20 protein-coding genes are annotated in these 17,652 nt (G+C 69.7%); 6 read left to right on the top strand and 14 right to left on the bottom strand.

Annotation, left to right across the window (positions count from 1 at the left end; translation table 11 throughout):
* Positions 1-5: 5 nt before the first annotated feature.
* The 5 genes from EV651_RS05080 to EV651_RS05060 form a co-directional block, all read right to left on the bottom strand.
* Positions 6-905 (bottom strand): SPFH domain-containing protein, encoded by a 900-nt coding sequence (locus EV651_RS05080; protein ID WP_133782540.1) that lies wholly within the window; start codon positions 903-905, stop codon positions 6-8.
* Between the two features lie 275 nt (positions 906-1,180).
* Positions 1,181-1,879, bottom strand: coding sequence for an aminotransferase class IV (locus EV651_RS05075; RefSeq protein WP_133782538.1), 699 nt, complete (start codon positions 1,877-1,879; stop codon positions 1,181-1,183).
* The gene (gene pabB, locus EV651_RS05070) at positions 1,876-3,228 is read right to left on the bottom strand and encodes an aminodeoxychorismate synthase component I (RefSeq protein WP_133782536.1); all 1,353 of its coding nucleotides are present in this window, start codon (positions 3,226-3,228) and stop codon (positions 1,876-1,878) included. The genes EV651_RS05075 and pabB overlap by 4 nt, the downstream gene beginning before the upstream one ends.
* 18 nt (positions 3,229-3,246) lie before the next feature.
* Positions 3,247-4,026, bottom strand: coding sequence for a class I SAM-dependent methyltransferase (locus EV651_RS05065; RefSeq protein WP_133782534.1), 780 nt, complete (start codon positions 4,024-4,026; stop codon positions 3,247-3,249).
* Between the two features lie 72 nt (positions 4,027-4,098).
* Positions 4,099-4,803: a metal-dependent transcriptional regulator gene (locus tag EV651_RS05060; protein ID WP_238156674.1), complete on the bottom strand. Its 705-nt coding sequence runs from the start codon at positions 4,801-4,803 to the stop codon at positions 4,099-4,101.
* A gap of 69 nt (positions 4,804-4,872) precedes the next feature.
* Here EV651_RS05060 and EV651_RS05055 point away from each other — a divergent pair, with 69 nt between their 5' ends.
* The 4 genes from EV651_RS05055 to EV651_RS05040 are packed head-to-tail and all read left to right on the top strand — an operon-like array spanning position 4,873 to position 8,544.
* Positions 4,873-6,168, top strand: coding sequence for a deoxyribodipyrimidine photo-lyase (locus EV651_RS05055; protein WP_133782532.1), 1,296 nt, complete (start codon positions 4,873-4,875; stop codon positions 6,166-6,168).
* A gap of 56 nt (positions 6,169-6,224) precedes the next feature.
* Complete coding sequence (locus EV651_RS05050) at positions 6,225-6,617, top strand: GntR family transcriptional regulator (protein ID WP_166658502.1); 393 nt, start codon at positions 6,225-6,227, stop codon at positions 6,615-6,617.
* Entirely contained in the window at positions 6,614-7,492 is an 879-nt protein-coding gene (locus tag EV651_RS05045) for an ABC transporter ATP-binding protein (protein WP_133782528.1), read from the top strand. Before EV651_RS05050 ends, EV651_RS05045 begins: the two co-directional genes overlap by 4 nt.
* The gene (locus EV651_RS05040) at positions 7,489-8,544 is read left to right on the top strand and encodes an ABC transporter permease (protein ID WP_133782526.1); all 1,056 of its coding nucleotides are present in this window, start codon (positions 7,489-7,491) and stop codon (positions 8,542-8,544) included. Before EV651_RS05045 ends, EV651_RS05040 begins: the two co-directional genes overlap by 4 nt.
* On the opposite strand, the gene EV651_RS05035 is transcribed toward EV651_RS05040, so the two are convergent.
* The 3 genes from EV651_RS05035 to EV651_RS05025 form a co-directional block, all read right to left on the bottom strand.
* Positions 8,510-9,829 (bottom strand): APC family permease, encoded by a 1,320-nt coding sequence (locus tag EV651_RS05035; RefSeq protein WP_238156673.1) that lies wholly within the window; start codon positions 9,827-9,829, stop codon positions 8,510-8,512. The genes EV651_RS05040 and EV651_RS05035 overlap by 35 nt on opposite strands.
* Entirely contained in the window at positions 9,786-10,310 is a 525-nt protein-coding gene (locus EV651_RS05030) for a hypothetical protein (RefSeq protein ID WP_133782524.1), read from the bottom strand. Before EV651_RS05030 ends, EV651_RS05035 begins: the two co-directional genes overlap by 44 nt.
* A gap of 77 nt (positions 10,311-10,387) precedes the next feature.
* Positions 10,388-10,945 (bottom strand): TetR/AcrR family transcriptional regulator, encoded by a 558-nt coding sequence (locus tag EV651_RS05025; RefSeq protein WP_133782522.1) that lies wholly within the window; start codon positions 10,943-10,945, stop codon positions 10,388-10,390.
* 77 nt (positions 10,946-11,022) lie between these two features.
* Here EV651_RS05025 and EV651_RS05020 point away from each other — a divergent pair, with 77 nt between their 5' ends.
* A complete protein-coding gene (locus EV651_RS05020; RefSeq protein WP_133782520.1) occupies positions 11,023-11,304 on the top strand; it encodes a hypothetical protein in 282 nt (93 codons plus the stop codon).
* A 174-nt stretch (positions 11,305-11,478) separates the two neighbouring features.
* Here EV651_RS05020 and EV651_RS05015 read toward each other — a convergent pair whose 3' ends face one another.
* The 5 genes from EV651_RS05015 to EV651_RS04995 form a co-directional block, all read right to left on the bottom strand.
* Positions 11,479-12,315: a class II fructose-bisphosphate aldolase gene (locus EV651_RS05015; protein ID WP_133782518.1), complete on the bottom strand. Its 837-nt coding sequence runs from the start codon at positions 12,313-12,315 to the stop codon at positions 11,479-11,481.
* 11 nt (positions 12,316-12,326) lie between these two features.
* Positions 12,327-13,241 carry a 1-phosphofructokinase family hexose kinase gene (locus EV651_RS05010; protein ID WP_202870164.1) on the bottom strand — a complete coding sequence of 305 codons (915 nt, stop codon included), beginning with the start codon at positions 13,239-13,241 and terminating at the stop codon, positions 12,327-12,329.
* Positions 13,229-14,359 carry an N-acetylglucosamine-6-phosphate deacetylase gene (gene nagA, locus EV651_RS05005; protein ID WP_133782516.1) on the bottom strand — a complete coding sequence of 377 codons (1,131 nt, stop codon included), beginning with the start codon at positions 14,357-14,359 and terminating at the stop codon, positions 13,229-13,231. The genes EV651_RS05010 and nagA overlap by 13 nt, the downstream gene beginning before the upstream one ends.
* Positions 14,356-15,312, bottom strand: a complete 957-nt coding sequence (locus tag EV651_RS05000) for an ROK family protein (protein WP_238156672.1) — start codon at positions 15,310-15,312, stop codon at positions 14,356-14,358. The genes nagA and EV651_RS05000 overlap by 4 nt, the downstream gene beginning before the upstream one ends.
* A 159-nt stretch (positions 15,313-15,471) precedes the next feature.
* Positions 15,472-16,098 carry a TetR/AcrR family transcriptional regulator gene (locus EV651_RS04995; protein WP_133782514.1) on the bottom strand — a complete coding sequence of 209 codons (627 nt, stop codon included), beginning with the start codon at positions 16,096-16,098 and terminating at the stop codon, positions 15,472-15,474.
* Positions 16,099-16,335: 237 nt separating this feature from the next.
* Between EV651_RS04995 and EV651_RS04990 the strand changes: the two genes are divergently transcribed.
* Positions 16,336-17,046 carry a hypothetical protein gene (locus EV651_RS04990; protein ID WP_133782512.1) on the top strand — a complete coding sequence of 237 codons (711 nt, stop codon included), beginning with the start codon at positions 16,336-16,338 and terminating at the stop codon, positions 17,044-17,046.
* Here EV651_RS04990 and EV651_RS04985 read toward each other — a convergent pair.
* Positions 17,043-17,648 carry a CGNR zinc finger domain-containing protein gene (locus EV651_RS04985; protein ID WP_133782510.1) on the bottom strand — a complete coding sequence of 202 codons (606 nt, stop codon included), beginning with the start codon at positions 17,646-17,648 and terminating at the stop codon, positions 17,043-17,045. The two genes, EV651_RS04990 and EV651_RS04985, sit on opposite strands and share 4 nt — an antisense overlap.
* Positions 17,649-17,652 lie beyond the last annotated feature (4 nt).

The following is a 17,652-nucleotide window of genomic DNA, read 5'->3' as shown; positions in this document are numbered from 1 at the left end:
CGGACTCACTGGTAGAGCGAGCCGGCGTTGACCACCGGTTGCGCGTCGCGGTCGCCGCAGAGCACCACCAGCAGGTTGCTGACCATCGTCGCCTTGCGCTCCTCGTCGAGCTCTACCACCTCATGCTCGGACAGCCGATCCAGCGCCAGCTCGACCATGCCGACCGCGCCTTCGACGATCCGCTGCCGGGCGGCGACGACCGCACCGGCCTGCTGGCGGCGCAGCATCGCCTGCGCGATCTCCGGCGCGTACGCGAGATGCGTGATCCGGGACTCGATCACCCGGACACCGGCCGCCTGGACGCGGGCACCGATCTCCGCCGACAGCGTCTCGGTGATCTCGTCGGTGCTGTCCCGCAACGACATCCCGCCGTCCTCGGTGTGGACGTCGTACGGGTAGCTGTTGGCGATGTGCCGTACAGCGGTCTCGGTCTGGATCGCCACGAACTCGACGAAGTCGTCCACCTCGAACATCGCCTGCGCGGTGTCCTCGACCTGCCACACTACGACCGCGGCGATCTCGATCGGGTTGCCGTCGGCATCGTTGACCTTGGCAACGGCTGTCTCGTGGTTGCGGATCCGGGTCGAGACCTCGCGCCGCGTGGAGATCGGGTTCACCCAGCGCAGACCGTCCGTCCGGATCGTCCCGGCGTACCGTCCGAGAACCTGCAGGACTCGCGCCCGCCCCGGCGAGACCGCGGTCAGCCCGCCCGCGACGATCAGCGCGGCCAGGAACACCATGATCCCCACCGCGATCAGTGCCCCGTTGCCGCCACTGAGCACGAACAACAGCACGCCGGCGATCGCCAGCACCAGCGCGAGCGCTGCCATCGGCCACCCGTTCAGCCCCCGCCCCACGCGCTCGGTCACCTTCGGCGCCGGCATCTCCACCGCGACATCCACCATCACAAACTCCTCTCGAATAGCTCAAAGGTAGCAAACTGATATCACATTTAGCAAGCGTGATCCCGTCTCCTCTCGTGGGCCCACCCATCAGATGCAGGGTTACGGTCCGGGATCGCGGACGCAAACCCTGCATCTCAGACGCCAACCCACGAGAGGCGGAAGGTGCGGGGCGGAGGGTGCGGGGCGGAAGGTGCGGGGCGGAAGGTGCGGGGCGGAAGGTGCGGGGCGGAAGGTGCGGGGCGGAAGGTGCGGGGCGGGAGGTGCGGGGCGGGAGGTCAGGGGAGGCGGGTGGCGAGGGACTCGAGGTGGGACTGCCAGAGGGCGGAGTGGGAGTTGGGGAGGGGGTCGATGGCGGAGGGGCCCCAGGCGTGGATGGGGCGGATGCCGTGCAGGGCGTTGACGAGCCAGGCCTCGGTGGTGTTCTGCAGCGCCTCGGGGGTGATGGAGTGCTCGGCGACCTCGACGCCCTGGTCGGCGGCGATCCGGCGCAGGAGCTGGGCGGTGACCGAAGGGAGCAGTGGGCGGTCCGCCTCCGGGAAGCAGAGGGTGTCGTCGTCCCACCACACGACGGCCGAGTACGCCGCCTCGAGGACCGTCCTGTCGGTATCCAGGAGCAGGATCTCGTCGGCGCGGTCGGCCGCGGACTCCTTCAACTTGCCGAGCAGTTCCAGGTCCGGCCCCTTCACCCGGGGCGCCGTCCGCGGATCCGGTCCCTCGTGTACGGCGACGCGCACCCGGCCACCGATCGGGGGCGCCGGCCGCAACTGCAGCGCCAACTCCTCCGGCGCCTTCAGCTCGAACCGCGGGAACCATCTCCCGAACCCCGGCAGCCGCCCGATCTGCTCGTCCCAGAACCGTTCCGCGGCCACCCCGGCCGCGGCACACGACCCTACGAACCGGTCCCGGTGCAGTTCCAGTCCCCGAACCTTGCCATTGGCAACCAGAAACGAGTCCGCCACCAACAGTTCCGTCATTGTCCCCCACCTTGTCCGCCGACGGCAGCCGTTGCCTTCAGCACCATTTCGTCGTACTCCGCGACCGGGTCGGAGTCGAGCACGATCGCACCCCCGGCCCCGATCACGGTCTCGTCCGCGGTCAGCACCGCCGTCCGGATCACCACACTCAGGTCCGCCCGCCCGTCCACGGTCAGGTAGCCGAGCGCACCGGAGTACACCCCCCGCGCACTCCACTCCAACGAGTCGATGATCTCCATCGTGCGGATCTTCGGCGCGCCGGTCATCGACCCCGGCGGGAAGCACGCGCGGACCGCGTCCACCGCGGTCACGCCGTCGCGCAGCCGGCCGCGGACGGTCGTCACCAGCTGGTGCACGGTGCGGTAGCTCTCGACCTGCATCAGCTGCGGCACGTTCACGGTCCCCGGCACGCTGACCCGGCCGAGGTCGTTGCGGATCAGGTCGACGATCATCAGGTTCTCGGCGCGGGTCTTGTCGTCCTCGGCCAGCGCCTTCGCCGCGAGCTGGTCCTGCGCCGGGTCGAGGTCCCGCGGCGCGGTCCCCTTGATCGGCCGGCACTCGGCCCAGCCGTCCGCGTCCACGGTCAGGAACCGCTCCGGCGACGAGCTCGCCACCGCGAGATCGCCGTGCCTGAGGAACGCGGCGTACGGCGCGGGGTTCGCGGACCGCTGCCAGCGGAAGAACTCGAACGGGTCCTGGACCGCCGGCAGCCGGACCCGGTTCGTCAGGTTGACCTCGTACGTCTGGCCCGCCTCGAGCTCGGCCAGGACCCGCGCGATGCCGTCCAGGTACGTCGTCCGGTCCTGCTCCAAGTGCGCTTCGAGATCCATCCGGGCGATCGCGGGGACGTCGACGCTGCCCATCCACCAGTTCGACGCGGCTTCCTCTGCCTTGTCCAACCAGTCCTCGCCGACGCCGGCCTCGTCGAGGGCCACCAGATGGGTGACGTCGCGGTCGTGGTCGATGACGACGAACCGGTTCGCCCAGATCCACAGCGCGTCGGGCGTCGGGGCCTCGTGTGCGGCCACTCCTCCGGTGAGGGCCTTGAGCTCGTAGCCGAAGTAGCCGACGTATCCACCGCAGAACAGGCCGGTCAGCTCGAGGGGCGGCTCCGCGGCGCGGGCCGCCAGCAGCTCGTTCAGCTCGGCGAAGACGTCACCGTCGGTCACGTCGCGGGTGATGACGTCGTCTGTCGTCGTACCGAGCACCGAGAGCTTGCGGGCCGTGCGGTCGGTCAGGCTGCCGTCGAGCCAGTAGGCGACTGGCTCGGCGGCGAGCAGCTCGCGGTAGACAGTCTCACCGTCGAGCGCCCGGTCGAGCGTCCGGACGGACCAGCGCAGCGCACTCACACGCACACGGTACCGAGATCAGGACGTGCTCAGCGCCACCTTGGTCCGCATCGCGGTGATCCGGCGGATCGGGATCGCGACCTCGAGGCCGTCCTTGGACTCGGCGCGGTCCGCGAGCCAGGCGGCCGCGGTGTCCCGGCGGACGTCCGGCGTACCCGGGAGGTAGAGCGCGTTCACCAGCCGCATCGCGTCGTCGCGGCTGTGGATCATGTACACGTACCGCTCGCGCTGGCTCTCCATCACGTCGAACCCGGCGTGCCTCAGTTGGTCCTTCAGCTCGGTGATCTCACCGCCGGCCGGGAACTGCGGCGTCGATCGCAGGCGCGTGGTCAGACCGCTCAGCGTGCGGATGTCGCCGCGCCGCAGCGGCCGTACGGCGGGCACGATCGCGGCCAGTACGCCGCCGCGTCGCAGCACCCGTGCCGCCTCGGCGAGCACGTCTGCCAGCGGCTGGAGGACCATCAGACCCATCGAGCACGTGACGACGTCGAAGACCTCGTTCGCGAACGGCAAGTGCAGTGCGTCCGCCCGTACCTTCGGGCCGGGCGCCCCGGCGAGCTGGGCCTGGTTGTTGTCCACCCCGACGACCCATCGCCCGTACAGCTCCCGCGCCACCGGCCCGTTGCCGCAGGCCAGGTCGAGCACCCTGCGCGCCTCGCCCGAGACAGCACGGACGAGCCAGCGGTACGGCGTGTGATCGCCGGCCACGGCACGGGACAACAGGGCTTCGGTACTCCCCGGAGCCGCGGTGTGGAACTCCCGCAGGTACTCCGGCCAGTTGATCGCATTCTCAGACATCGCGGCCCGAACCTACCGGCTGGCGACCCGGCGTGCCTCGTCGGGTGCTCAGCGTTAACACTTTGTTGACTGTCAGACCCTGCTGACGAAGATGTGGCCCGCGGTTTCGTCGGTGATGACGCCGCCGGCTTCGCGACTCCCGACCAGGACGCCCTCGGCGTCCAGGGTGGAGTCGACCTCGCGACCGGGCAGTGCCCCGGCCCGGCGCAGGACCGCCATCGCGAAGTCGTCGGTCTGCACCGGCTCGGCGATCCGCCGTACCAGCACTCGCACGCTCTCCCCGGTGGCCGCGTCGAGGACCTGGTCCAGGGGCTCGACGCCGATCCGGAAGTCGCCGATGTTGCTCACCTGGTGGTCCTTCTGCAGCTCCTCCAGGCCCGGGATCGGGTTGCCGTACGGCGATTCGGTCGGGTTGCCGAGGAGCTGCAGCAGCCGCAGCTCGACGGCGTCGCTCATCACGTGCTCCCAGCGGCAGGCCTCGGCGTGCACGTCCTCCCACTCGAGCCCGATCACGTCGACCAGCAGCCGCTCGGCCAGGCGGTGCTTGCGCATCACCCGGACCGCCTGCTTGCGGCCGACGTCGGTGAGCTCCAGGTGGCGATCGCCCTCCACCTTGATCAACCCGTCACGTTCCATCCGCGCGACCGTCTGGCTGACCGTCGGACCGGACTGGTGCAGCCGCTCGGCGATCCGCGCGCGCAGCGGCAGGATGCCCTCTTCTTCCAGCTCGTAGACGGTCCGCAGGTACATCTCGGTGGTATCGATCAGCTCGCTCACGACCACCATTCTCACCTATTGAGGCAAGCCTTACCCAATTCGGCTGGGTACCGGGGCACGATGAGCACGGTGACGTCAGTGATGTGGTTCCGGCGGGACCTTCGGTTGAGCGACAACCCGGCGCTCCTCGATGCCGCGGCCCACGGCCGCGTGCTCGGACTGTTCGTGCTGGATCCGTTGCTGTGGGGACGATCGGGCGATCCGCGCAGGGACCAGTTGGCCGCGTCGTTGCGCAGCCTGTCCGAGTCGATGGGCGGGCGGCTCGTCGTACGGCGGGGTGATCCGGCGGTCGTCGTACCGGCGATCGCGGACGAGGTCGGTGCGGCGAGTGTGCACGTGAGCGCGGACTACGCGCCGTACGGGCAGCAACGGGACGAAGAGGTTGAAGCCTCATTGAAGTGTCCGTTGGTGCGGACGGGATCGCCGTACGCCGTCGCACCGGGGCGGGTGCTGAATCAGCAGGGCCGGTCGTACCAGGTGTTCACGCCGTACTTCAAGGCATGGCTGGCGCATGGGTGGCGGCAGCCGGTGGAGGCGCCGTCGCGCGTCCAATGGATCAACGCGGAGAGCGAGGACCTGCCGGAGAGCTCGCTGGTCGCGGGTGAGCAGGCGGCGCTCGAACGATGGCGGGACTACGACGTTGCGGCGTACGACGACAAGCGCGACCGGCCCGATCTCGACAGTACGTCGCGGATGTCGATCCCGTTGAAGTACGGCGAGATCCACCCGCGGACGATGCTCGCCGACCTGGCCCGCAAACGCAGCGCCGGCGCGGAGGCGTACCGCCGCGAACTGGCCTGGCGCGAGTTCTGCGCCGACCTCCTGGCGCGGCACCCGCACGCCGCGTGGAAACCGCTGCGTCCCGAGTTCGACCGGATGCGGTACGACGAACCGGGTGAGCTCCTCGAAGCCTGGCAGGAAGGCCGCACCGGCTTCCCGTTCGTCGACGCGGGGATGCGGCAACTGGCCGAGACCGGGTTCATGCACAACCGCGTCCGGATGGTCGTCGCGTCGTTCCTGGTCAAGGATCTCCACGTGCACTGGAAGTTCGGCGCGCGGTGGTTCATGCGCTCGTTGCGCGACGGCGACCTCGCCTCGAACTCGCTCAACTGGCAGTGGGTGGCCGGCTGCGGCGCGGACGCGGCGCCGTACTTCCGGATCTTCAATCCGGTCAGCCAGGGTCTGAAGTTCGATCCCGACGGCGCTTACGTACGGCGCTGGATCCCCGAACTCCGCGACCTCGACGGCCGGACCGCTCACGAGCCGTGGAAGCACGGCGGCGCCGACGGCTACCCGGAACCCGTCGTCGACCACGCGGAGGCGCGGACCGAGGCCCTCCGCAGGTACGACGCCATCCGCTCTTGACGCCGGTTCGCCTCGTACATCTATAGTGCTAGTTACATAGATGAATGGGGATATCGATGATCGAGTTCCATCTGGACGGCCGGTCGGGGGTCTCGCCGTACCAGCAGATCGTTCAGCAGGTCCGGAACGCGTTGCGGCTCGGACTGCTGCGGGAGGGTGACCAGCTGCCGACCGTGAAGGACGTGGTGGCGGCGCTGGCGATCAACCCGAACACTGTGCTCAAGGCGTACCGCGAGCTGGAGCACGAAGGCCTGGTGCAGGCCCGGCCCGGGCGCGGCACGTTCGTCACCCGCACCCTCACCGACAACACGCTCGCCGCCCACGGCCCGCTTCGCCAGGACCTCCGCCGCTGGCTGGCCAAGGCCCGCAAAGCCGGCCTCGACGAGGAAAGTATCGAAGCCCTGTTCCTGACCACCTTTCGGTCCGCCGCTCAGGAGGACATAGCGTGACAACAGTTCTGCAGGCCCACGGGTTGGGGAAGAAGTACGGGCGGCGCTGGGCGCTGGCCGGGTGTGATCTGGAAGTGCCGGCTGGGCATGTGGTCGGGCTCGTGGGGCCGAACGGCGCCGGTAAGAGCACATTGCTGAATCTGGCGGTCGGGATGATCACGCCGTCCGCCGGATCGGTTGAGGTGCTCGGAGGGCCGCCAGGAGCACAGCAGGCCAAGGTCGGGTACGTCGCCCAGGACACGCCGACGTACGCACGGTTGAGCGTCGCGGATCACCTGCGGCTGGGGGCCCGGCTCAACCCGGCGTGGGACGAATCCCTTGCACAGCAGCGACTCCAGCATCTTCGATTCGATCCGAAGCAACGTGCGGGCAGGCTGTCCGGGGGGCAGCGCGCGCAGCTCGCGCTCACGCTCGGGCTGGCCAAGCGCCCCGATCTCCTGATCCTCGACGAACCGGTGGCCGCGCTCGATCCGCTCGCCCGGCGCGAGTTCCTCCAGGACCTGATGGAGGCGGTCGCCGACCAGGAGCTGAGCGTCGTACTTTCCTCGCACCTCGTCTCCGACGTCGAGCGGGCCTGCGACTTCCTGATCGTCCTGGTGGAGTCACGGGTGCAGGTCAGTGGCGAGATCGACACGCTGCTGGCGACGCACTTCCGGCTGACCGGTCCGCGGCGCGACCAGGAGGACCTGCCGCGCGACCAGCACGTCGTCACGGCCAGCCACACCGACCGGCAGTCGACGTACCTGATCCGGACCGACAAGCCGATCCTGGATCCGGCCTGGACGGTCTCCCAACTCACGCTCGAGGATCTCGTGCTGGCCTACATGGGCCGCGACGTCCAGCCCGAGCGCCCGGTCCTGGAGGTGCAGCGATGATCTGGCTGACCTGGCGACAGTTCCGCGTCCAGTTCCTGGTGGTCGCGACGGTCATCGCGGCCGCCGCGGTCCTCCTGGCGGTCACCGGGCCCGGCCTGCTCGACGACTACCACCGACTGACCGGCAACTTCATCCAGAGTCTCGGCTTCGAGCGCCTCAACCCGTTGCTGTACTTCGTCGGCCAGGTGCTGCTGTACGCCGTTCCGCCGGTGATCGGGGCGTTCTGGGGCGCACCGATGATCGCTCGCGAACTGGAGACCGGTACTCATCGGCTGGCGTGGAGTCAGAGCGTCTCCCGCGCGCGGTGGCTCGCGACCAAGGTCGGTGTCACCGGCCTGAGCGCGGTCGCGATCACAGGTCTGCTGAGCCTCGCGGTGACCTGGTGGGCGGACCCGATCGATGACGCGATCAACGCCGGCCAGGACTCGAACACCTACATGCCACGGATGTTCCCGGGGGTCTTCGGCGCCCGCGGCCTGGTCCCGATCGGGTACGCCGCGTTCGCGTTCGCTCTCGGAGTCGCGATCGGTCTCGTCGTACGCCGGACCCTGGTCGCGCTCGCGATCACCCTGGCGGCGGTGATCCTGGTGCAGATCCTGGCGCCGACGTTCGTCCGGCAGCACCTGCTCGCTCCGACGGAGTCGTACCTCACCGTGTCCCAGGACAACATCCGCGGCTTCGGGATGACAGGTCCGAACGGCACGGTCAAGGAGATAGAGGTGGCATCCGGGGCTCCGGCCGCATGGAAGTTCTACGACAGGACTGTCGACAAGGCCGGTAAGCCGGTGAGCTCGCTTCCGGACTGGGTGGTCGACTGTGCACCACCTGCACCGCCTGCGGGGAACGGCAAGACGTCGTTCGAGGGCACGGTGTCACCCAAGTCCGCCGCCTGTTACCAACGACTGGCCGACGAGGGCTATCGCCAGCACCTGAAGTACTTCACGGCAGACCGCTTCTGGGCGCTGCAGTGGCGGGAGTTCGGGTTCTTCGTGCTGCTCGCGCTTGCGCTGACCGGGTTCAGCTTCTGGCGGATCCGGCGCGACCTGTCGTGAAACGCCGTACCAGCAGGGCTGCGGCGAGGACGGCCGCGGCGACGACCGCCGACGTCCACGGCAGGGTGACCGCGAGGACGACGCACCCGGTCAGGCCGATCACATTGACGGCGCGCGGCCAGCGGCGCTGATCGGCCGGCTGGGTGAAGGCGGACGCGTTCGCAATCGCGTAGTACAGCAGGACTCCGAACGACGAGAAGCCGATCACGCCCCGTAGATCGGTCGTGAGGACGAGGATCCCGACCACCACGGCGAGCGCGAGCTCGGCGTGGTGCGGGACCTGGTAGCGGGGATGTACGGCGGCCAGCCAGGTGGGCAGGTCGCGATTGCGGGCCATGGCGAGCGTGGTGCGGCCGATGCCGGCGATCAGGGCGAGCAGGGCGCCGAGGCTGGCGAGGGCGGCACCGATCCGGACGACCGGGACCGCCCAGACCGCACCGACCCCGTCGACCGCGGCCGCGAGGGGCGCCGTGGTCGACGCGGGGTCGCCGGTCCGCAGCAGGGCCAGTGCGACGGCCAGGTAGATGCCGATGGCAATGACCAGCGCGATCGTGATCGCCCGCGGGATGGTTCGCGCCGGCTCCCGGACCTCCTCCCCCATCGTGGCGATCCGCGCGTAGCCGGCGAACGCGAAGAACAACAGGCCCGCCGACTGCAGAACGCCGTACGGCGAGGTGCTGGTCGTCTCGTGATGCTGCGGGGTGCCCGTGAACAGGACGACGAGCACGAGGGCCAGTACGACGAGGGTGCAGGTGACGAGGATCCTGGTGAGGCGTGCCGTCCTCGTCACGCCCCGGTAGTTGACGGCCGCCAGCGCGAGGACCGCCGCGAGGGCGGTCAACCGTCGCAACCAGCCGATGTCGGTGACGTAGGTTGCGAAGGTCAGCGCCATCGCGGCACACGACGCGGTCTTGCCGATCACGAAACACCAGCCGGCGGCGAACCCCCACCACTGCCCCAGGCGCTCACGCCCGTAGACGTAGGTGCCGCCCGATACCGGGTAGACGGCCGCCAGTTGCGCCGACGACGCCGCGTTGCAGTAGGCAACGATCGCGGCGAGGACGAGGCCGAGCAGCAGACCGGACCCGGCGGCCTGCGCAGCCGGCGCCCAGACCGCGAAGACCCCGGCCCCGACCATCGACCCGAGCCCGATCAGCACCGCATCCCCCACCCCCAGCCGCCGCGCCAGCGCGGGACCGGGGCGAGCCGCGTCTTCCAGGCCGGGGCGGTCGGCGTTCATCTCAGTCGTCCGCCGCCATCGCCGCCGCGATCTTGGCTTCGGCATCGGCGACGTCCTCCTTGGGGGCTTCGGGCAGCAGGTCCGCCCACAGCGGCAGCATCTCCCGGCGCGCCTCGAGCATGCCGAGTGGACGCGGGTAGAACCAGACGTGGAAGTGGGCCGAACCGTCGCCCCAACGATAGACGTGCACCCGTGCGATGTCGCCGAGGGCGAGGATCGCCCGCTCGATGCGTGCGACAACCGGACCGTAGCTCTGCGCCACCTTGTCCGGCAGGTCGGAGAACGAGTCGTGGTGACCGCGGCCGGCCAGCCACACCACGCCCGGGATGGTGACGCCGGTGGCGCGGCACAGCGCCCAGTCGTCGTCGTACCAGAGCGGCGGTTCGTGTTCGGAGTTCTCGAAGTCGGCGAGCCAGTCGCACAGGCCGCAGTGCGGGCCGCCGGGTTCACCGACGCGGGGCGGTTCGGGGATCACCCGGGGCTGCGGGTCGAGGCGGACCAGCGGCTCGGCGTACGGAAGCGTCATGGCGGTCTCCAGGGTTCAGGAGGTGATGATGCCCTCTAGTGAAACATGTTCGTTGCATGCCCTGCAACAGGTATGTTTCAGGCTTCGATGACGCCGCGGAGCACCAGGTCGAGGGTGAGCCGCCGGGCCCGGGACCGCGACCAGTGGTGCCGGCCGCGCATGTGGACGTAGGTGAAGGCCGCCGAGACCATCAGCACCTCGGCGACGTCGCTGACCCGGCCGTGCGGGTGCAGCGTGCCGTCCGTCTCACCTTCGCGGAGGAACCGCTCGAACGGGTCCAGGAACGACACCGGCCCGTTGCGCGCCTGCTCCTGATGGAAGACCAGGTCCGACGACAGCATCAGCGGCAGATGCCGGTCGATCACGTCGAACAGCGCCTCCAGCGTCCGGATCAGGCCCTCCCGACCGGACCCCGTGCCGGCGAGCACCGGCCACAACGTGTCGCGGTAGTCCTCGGCCAGCGCGTCGAGCAGCGAGTTCAGCAACATCTCGACGGTGAATCCCTGCCGCCACAGCGTGACCCGGGAGCGTCCGACCTTCTCCGCGACCCGCTCCAGGGTCACACCGGACCAGCCGTGCTCGGCCAGTACGGCGATGGTCGCCGCCCGGAGCGTCTCGTCCACCGCCACCGTCATCCGCGACCCCTCACTCTTGTGCAACGAGGCTGTTGCACTGCACGATGACTGTACCAACCACCGAGGAGGCAATGGCCATGAATGGCGTCGACCGCGTGGGCGGCGTGGACACCAGGACCGAGCTCCGGGTGCGGTTCACCGACCAGGAGCGGGACGGACTGACCGCGCTCGCGGCCGGTCTGCGAGGAGTAGCCGAGTCCGACCTCACCGAGGAAGACGCGCTGGTCGCGGCGCTGGAGCTCGCCCTGACCCGCCTGATCGACGACTTCGAGGTCCCCGACCCAGCCACCCGCGCCCAGGTCCAACAAGCCCGCGACAACCTCCGAGCCAACTGGACCCGCGGCAGCGCAACCCTCTAACCACCCACCCGTGCATTCTGGACAGGAGGTGTCGGGTGGCTGGGTAGTGCACCTGAGCGTGAGTGTGGTCGTGCGTACGGTGTCTCGCTGGTGCTCTACCTGTCGAGCTTGCACGCCGTCGGCCGACTGCCTGGGCGTTCGGGGTGGTGACGGGTTGCGTGTTGGGGTGGGTGGTTAGACCGCGTTCAGTACGCCGAGGAGGCGGGCGACCTCGGTGGCGACGGCGTCTCGGGCCGGGCCTAGGTACTTGCGGGTGTCGACCAGGTTGGGGTTGTCGGCGAGGACCTGGCGGACCTTGTCGGTGAAGACGTTGTTGAGGTGGGTGGCGATGTTGACCTTGGTCATGCCGGCCTCGACCGCCCGGGTCAGGTCGGGGTCCGCGACACCGGAGGAGCCGTGCAGCACCAGCGGTACGGCGACAGCCTCGTGCAGGCGGGTGATGAGGTCGAAGTCGAGCGTCGCCGTACGTTCGGTCATCGCGTGCGAGGAACCGACCGCGACGGCGAGTGCGTCCACACCGGTCGCCTCGGCGAAGGCGACGGCCTCGTCCGGACGCGTACGGGCGCCGGGCGCATGGACGCCGTCCTTCCCGCCGACCTCGCCGATCTCCGCCTCGACGAAGACACCGTGATCGTGGCAGAAGGCCGTCACCTCGGTGGTCGCTGCGACGTTGTCGGCGTACTCGAGCTTGGACGCGTCGTACATCACGGACGTGAACCCGAGCGTGACGGCCTCGGTGACCAGGTCCCGATCCATCGCGTGGTCAAGGTGTACGACGACCGGCACCGTGGCGGCGGCGGCCGCGGCCAGCGTCGCGACGCCGATCGGCTTGAGCGCACCGTGGTACTTCACCGCGTTCTCGCTGATCTGGAGGATCACCGGCGCACCGACCTGCTCAGCGCCCGCGATCAGCGCGATCGCGTGCTCCAACTGGATCACGTTGAACGCGCCGACCCCACGGCCGGCCTTGGCCGCGGCCAGCACGACCTCGGCACCGGAAACCAACGGCATGGGAACTCCTTCTAGTTAACGATGACCTGGGGTTGCCAGCGCCGATAGGCGGCGAGATCGATGTCTCCGGCAACAGGTGTCAGCACAGCGGCGGCAGAAGCAGCGACCGCGGACTTGAGTACAACGGACCAGTCCGGCTCCGGTGAATCCGCAACAGCAGCCGCGACGACCGCCGTACACGCGTCGCCCGCACCGGTCGGGTTGCCTCGCACGGTCTCGACCGGCAGCGCCCGCCAGACGCCCTTCTTGCTGGCGGCAACCATTCCGCGTGGCCCGTCGGTGATCACGGCCGCGGTCGCACCGAGCGCGACCAGTTCCGAAGCGCCCTCCTCGACCTCGACGTCACCAACGGCAGCACGCAGTTCGGCGGCGTTCGCGCGCACCACCGCACCGGCGCGCGCAGCGGCGTTCAGCGCATCGCCGCCCGCATCGATCACGGTCAGTACGTCGTGGTGCCGGGCGCGGACCGCGATCTCGGCGTACGCGTCGGCCGGCAGCCCGGGCGGCAGACTGCCCGAGCACGCGAGCACTCCGAGCCGTCCCCACGGCATCCGGTCGCCGAACGCGCGCCACTCGTCCGCGGTGACCGTCGGCCCGGCCTCGTTGAAGATCGTCGCATCCCCGTCCACATCGTTGACGATGGCAACGGTACGGCGGGTCTCGCCGGCGATCGGAGTGAGCAGCGCGGTCAGCCCGGCGTCGAACAACTCCTCGGCGACCAGCTCACCGGTCACCCCGCCGACGAATCCGAGCACCAGCACCTGATGTCCGAGCGTCGCCGCCACCCGGGCGACGTTCACGCCCTTACCGCCCGCGCGTCGCCGGATCCGGTCGACGCGATGGCTGCCGCCGACCCGCAACTCGTCGACCTCGTACGTGACGTCCAGCGCGAGGTTGAGGGTGACGGTACCGATCAATCCAGCCACGACCCGGCCCGCATGACCTTCTGTACGGCGTACTCGTCGTCGAGCAGCACCAGATCCGCCCGCTTCCCGGTCTCGATCGAGCCCACGTCGTACCAGCCGAACGTCTGCGCCGGCGTCGTCGACGCCATCCGGGACGCGTCCACGAGCGATACCCCGGACTTCACCGCATTGCGGTAGGCCACGTCCATGGTGAGGGTGCTGCCGGCGATCGAGTGGCTGCCGTGGGCGAGCGTCGCCAGACCGTCCTTGACGTCGACCTCGAGGCTGCCGATCTTGTACCGGCCGTTCGGCATCCCGGTCGCCTCCATCGCGTCGGTGATCAGCGCGATCCGGTTCACCCCGGCCGCCGCGAGCGCGACCCGGACCACCTGCGGGTCCAGGTGCATGCCGTCGTTGATCACCTCGAGCAGCAACCGCTCGTCGTTCAGCGCGGCGCCGACGGGGCCCGGGTCGCGGTGGTGGAACGGCCGCATCCCGTTGAACAGGTGCGTCGCCACGGTCGCGCCGGCGTCGGCTCCCGCGACCATCTGCTCGTACGTCGCGTCCGTGTGCCCGAGCGCGGCGACCGCGCCGGCGTCGACGACCTGACGAATCGCGTCCAGCCCGTTCTCCAGCTCCGGCGCGATCGTGATCATCTTCACCGCGTCGCTCAGCACCTTGGTGACATCGTCCTTGAGCGGCGGCCGGAGCAGCGTCGGCTCATGCGCACCGCAGCGCGCCTCGGACAGGAACGGTCCTTCGAGGTGCACGCCGGCGATGACACCGTCGGCGATCAGCTCGGCGAGGCAGTCCGTCTGCGCGACGAGCTCGTCGAGCGGCGCCGTCACCAGGCTGGCCAGCGTGGTCGTCGTACCGTGCTTGCCGTGGAAGGCTGCGACCTTGCGCGCCTCCTCCGGATCGGTGGTCGAGTACGTCGACCCGCCGCCGCCGTGCGTGTGGATGTCGACGAACCCCGGTACGACGGTCACGTCGCCGAGATCCTCGGGCCGTTTGCCGTCGGCCGGCATCCCCTCGGACCGCCGGCCGAAGGCGCGGATGTCCTCGCCCTCCACCTGGATCCAGGCGTTCTCCAGCACGTCGTCCGGCGTCACCACGCGACCCACGCGATAGGTCGTCATCCCCGGTCCTCCTCGTCGGCGTTTGCGCGGTCCCAGGCCATCTGGGCGGCGCCGAGCATGCCGGCCTCCTCGCCCAGGACGGCCGCCACGATCTCCGGTTCGCGCTGGAACGTCAGTCGCGCGTGGACACCTTCGCGCAGCGGCTGCAGCAGCGTCTCGCCGGCGCCCACCAGACCGCCGCCGATCGCGATCCGGGTCGGGGCGACCAGGGTCGTGTAGAGCACCAGGGCGTCGATCAGGGCGGCCAGCGCGTCGCGCCAGACCTGCGCGGCGTCCGGGTCCCCGGCCGCGAGCAGTTCCATCACCTCGCGCGCGCCGTCGACGGTCCGTCCGGTGCGGGCCGCGTACCGCCGGGCGAGCGCGGCCGCGGACGCGACCGTCTCGAGGCAGCCCCATTGACCACACGCGCAGAGTTCGGCGGCGTCGCCGTGGATGAACTTGGAGTGGCCGAGCTCACCGGCGTACCCGTCGCCGCTGACCAGGGAGCCGTCGACGATCATCGCGGCCGCGATCCCGGTGCCGAGCGGGAGGAACATCGAGTTCGTGGTGCCGGCCAGCGCGCCGTGCCGCAGTTCGGCGTACCCGCCGGCGCGGACGTCGTGCGCGAGCACGATCGGTACGCCGTCGCCGACCGCGGCCTTCAGCTCGGCGAGGACCGGCGTACCGGTCCATTCGAGGTTCTCGGCGCCGACCGTGCCGTGCTCGGCGTCGATGACACCAGGGACGACGACACCGATGGCGCGCACATGATGACCCGCTGCGGTCGCCTTCTGGCTGAGCTCGACGACGGTCTCCAGCAGCACGTCGAGCACGGCACGGCCACCGTCTCGCGCGTCGGCCCGGGGCGTCGGCCTGGTCTCGCGGTGCAGCACGGCACCGTCGGCCGCGACCAGGCCGCACTTCATCCGGGTTCCACCGAGGTCGACGGCAACCACGACTTCACAGGGGTCCACGGAGCGCCATTATGCAGCGTTACCTGGCAGTCCGAACATCCATGAGCAGAATCCGGACAAACTCACACGGACCAGTGCGCAATCCGGTCCTAGGATGCGCCTCACTCTGACTCGTATCTGACTGGGAACCGTGGGCAGGGAATCCACGGTTTCCAGGTGTCAGGAACCCAGGCCGTGGTCGAACGCGGCCACCAGGAAGGTGACCAGGTTCTCGGCCAGTTTGCCCGGGTCCTCGTTGCCGGCGGCACCCGGCGTCGGGGACAGTGCCTGCGACTGATGAAGCGCCAGCAGGCCGAGCATGTTCATGTAACCGAACGCGACCGCGTCCGGTGATGCCTGCGGCAGCGCCTGCTGCAGCGCCGCCAGGTACCTGCTCTCGATCGGCTCCGACTCGATCGCGTACAACTCACGGATCCGGCGGCTCGGATCGAACGCGATCCTGCCGATGAACCGTGCGATCACGGCGCCGCGCTCACCGCGGCGCAGAACCAGTTCCAGTCCGGGCTCGACGAAGGCCCGGATCAGGGCCTCCGGTGTCGGCGGAGCGCCCGCCTCCAACTGGTCCAGCCGGCGCCGCCGTTCGGCGTTGACCGGCGCCATCGCCCGCGCCACGGCAGCGCGGAGCAGGGCCTCTTTCGAGCCGAAGTGATAGTTGACCGCGGCGATGTTCGCCGCCGCCGCGACCGTGATGGCGCGCAGCGACGTTCCTTCGTAACCCCCTTCACCGAACCTTTGCTCGGCGACGTTGAGCAACCTCTCCCGGGTCGTTTCGACCGGTGTCTCCACAGAGTTCTCCTTCCCCCCGGCTACCGCACGCGCAGGCACCCCACCTGCTCACGCGCAGTAGCCTGCAGTCAGCATAGTTCAAACGGTCATTTGAACTGGAGGGCTCAGCTCACTTGTTCCGAGAAATCCTCAGATTTCTCTGAAACCCTTTCCTTCCCAGCACTCTCACCGTTCACACCTCCACCACGGCACGTACACAAACGAGTGATTCCTGTTAGTGGCCTAAGGTCCTGGGTCATGGCTTTCGTGCGGATCCAGCGGCGGTTCCAGGGGCCGGAGAGGTCGGGCAACGGCGGGTACGTCGCCGGTCTGGTCGGGACCGCGCTGGCAGCGGACCTCGGGCCGGAGTCGGTGCCGAAGGTGACACTGCGGATGCCGCCGCCACTGGACAAGGACCTCGAACTGGGCGCCGGCCGGTTGACGGACGGTGACGCGTTGGTGGCCGAAGCGCAGCCGGTCGGCAGTGAGTTCCTCGCCGACGCGACGATCGATCCGGTGCGGCCCGAGGAGGCTCGCGCGGCCGAGGCGGCGTACCGCGGGCTGCGCGACCACCCGTTCCCGGGGTGCTTCGTGTGCGGTCCGGCGAACCAGAACGGTCTGCGCCTGAAACCCGGCCCGATCGGCGATGGTCGTACGGCGTGCACCTGGACTCCCGCCGCGGACCTCGCGACCGACGGCCTGGTCGACGAGGTGTTCCTGTGGGCGGCGCTCGACTGCCCCGGCGGCTGGACGATCGACCTCGAAGGACGACCGTCGGTGCTCGGCCAGCTGACCGCGTGCATCGACGCGCGCCCGGAGGCGGGTGAGGAATGCGTCGCGCTCGGCCGCTATCTCGGCGAGGACGGCCGCAAGACGTTCACGGCCAGCACCCTGTACGACGCCGACGGCCGCGTCCTCGCCCGCGCCAAGCACACCTGGATCACAGTCGACCCAGCCGCCTTCAACTAGCGAGCCCGAGCGGCGTGGGCGCGGACCTTGGCGCGGTTGCCGCAGGTGGCCATGGAGCACCAGCGGCGGCGGCCGCGGGCGTCGAGGAACAGCCAGCCGCACGACGGGCAGGTCCGCACGTGCTCGCGAGACGAGCCGGTCAGTAGCTCGCCCGCGAGCCACGCGAGATTGTGCAGCGGGAGCTCCAGATCCTCCGGCAACTCCCAGGCCGGCCCGGCTTCCGAGCGCACGAGCTGCCGTCTCCCCGAGGCCTTCTCGATCAACCGGGCCGCGGCCGCGAACGTGTGATCGGTCGCCTGCCCGGTGAGTACGTCGTACAACTCGGACCGGAAATCGAGGGTGGTCCGCAGTCGCCGGCCCAGTTCGGTCGGACTGCTCCCGGCCCGCTCGATCAGCCGGAACACGGTCGCCGGCGGCAGCAGGCCGACGTACGAGTTCCAGATCAGGAAGGCCTCGTACGACGTCAGCCACTCGGTCCGGGCGGGGCCACGGGTGGTCCACTCGGACCGGGTGTTGACGAAGTCGAGGACCGGATGCGCGCCGACCGGCTTGGGCAGGACGACGCCCTGCACAAGCTCGAGATGGGACGGCAGCGAACTCATCGAG

Origin of the sequence: Kribbella sp. VKM Ac-2571 (genome assembly GCF_004362255.1) — a bacterium.
In the GTDB taxonomy this organism is placed as follows: domain Bacteria; phylum Actinomycetota; class Actinomycetes; order Propionibacteriales; family Kribbellaceae; genus Kribbella; species Kribbella pratensis.
The sequence above is the reverse complement of the archived record's forward strand: the minus strand, read 5'-3'. Positions and strand labels throughout refer to the sequence as shown.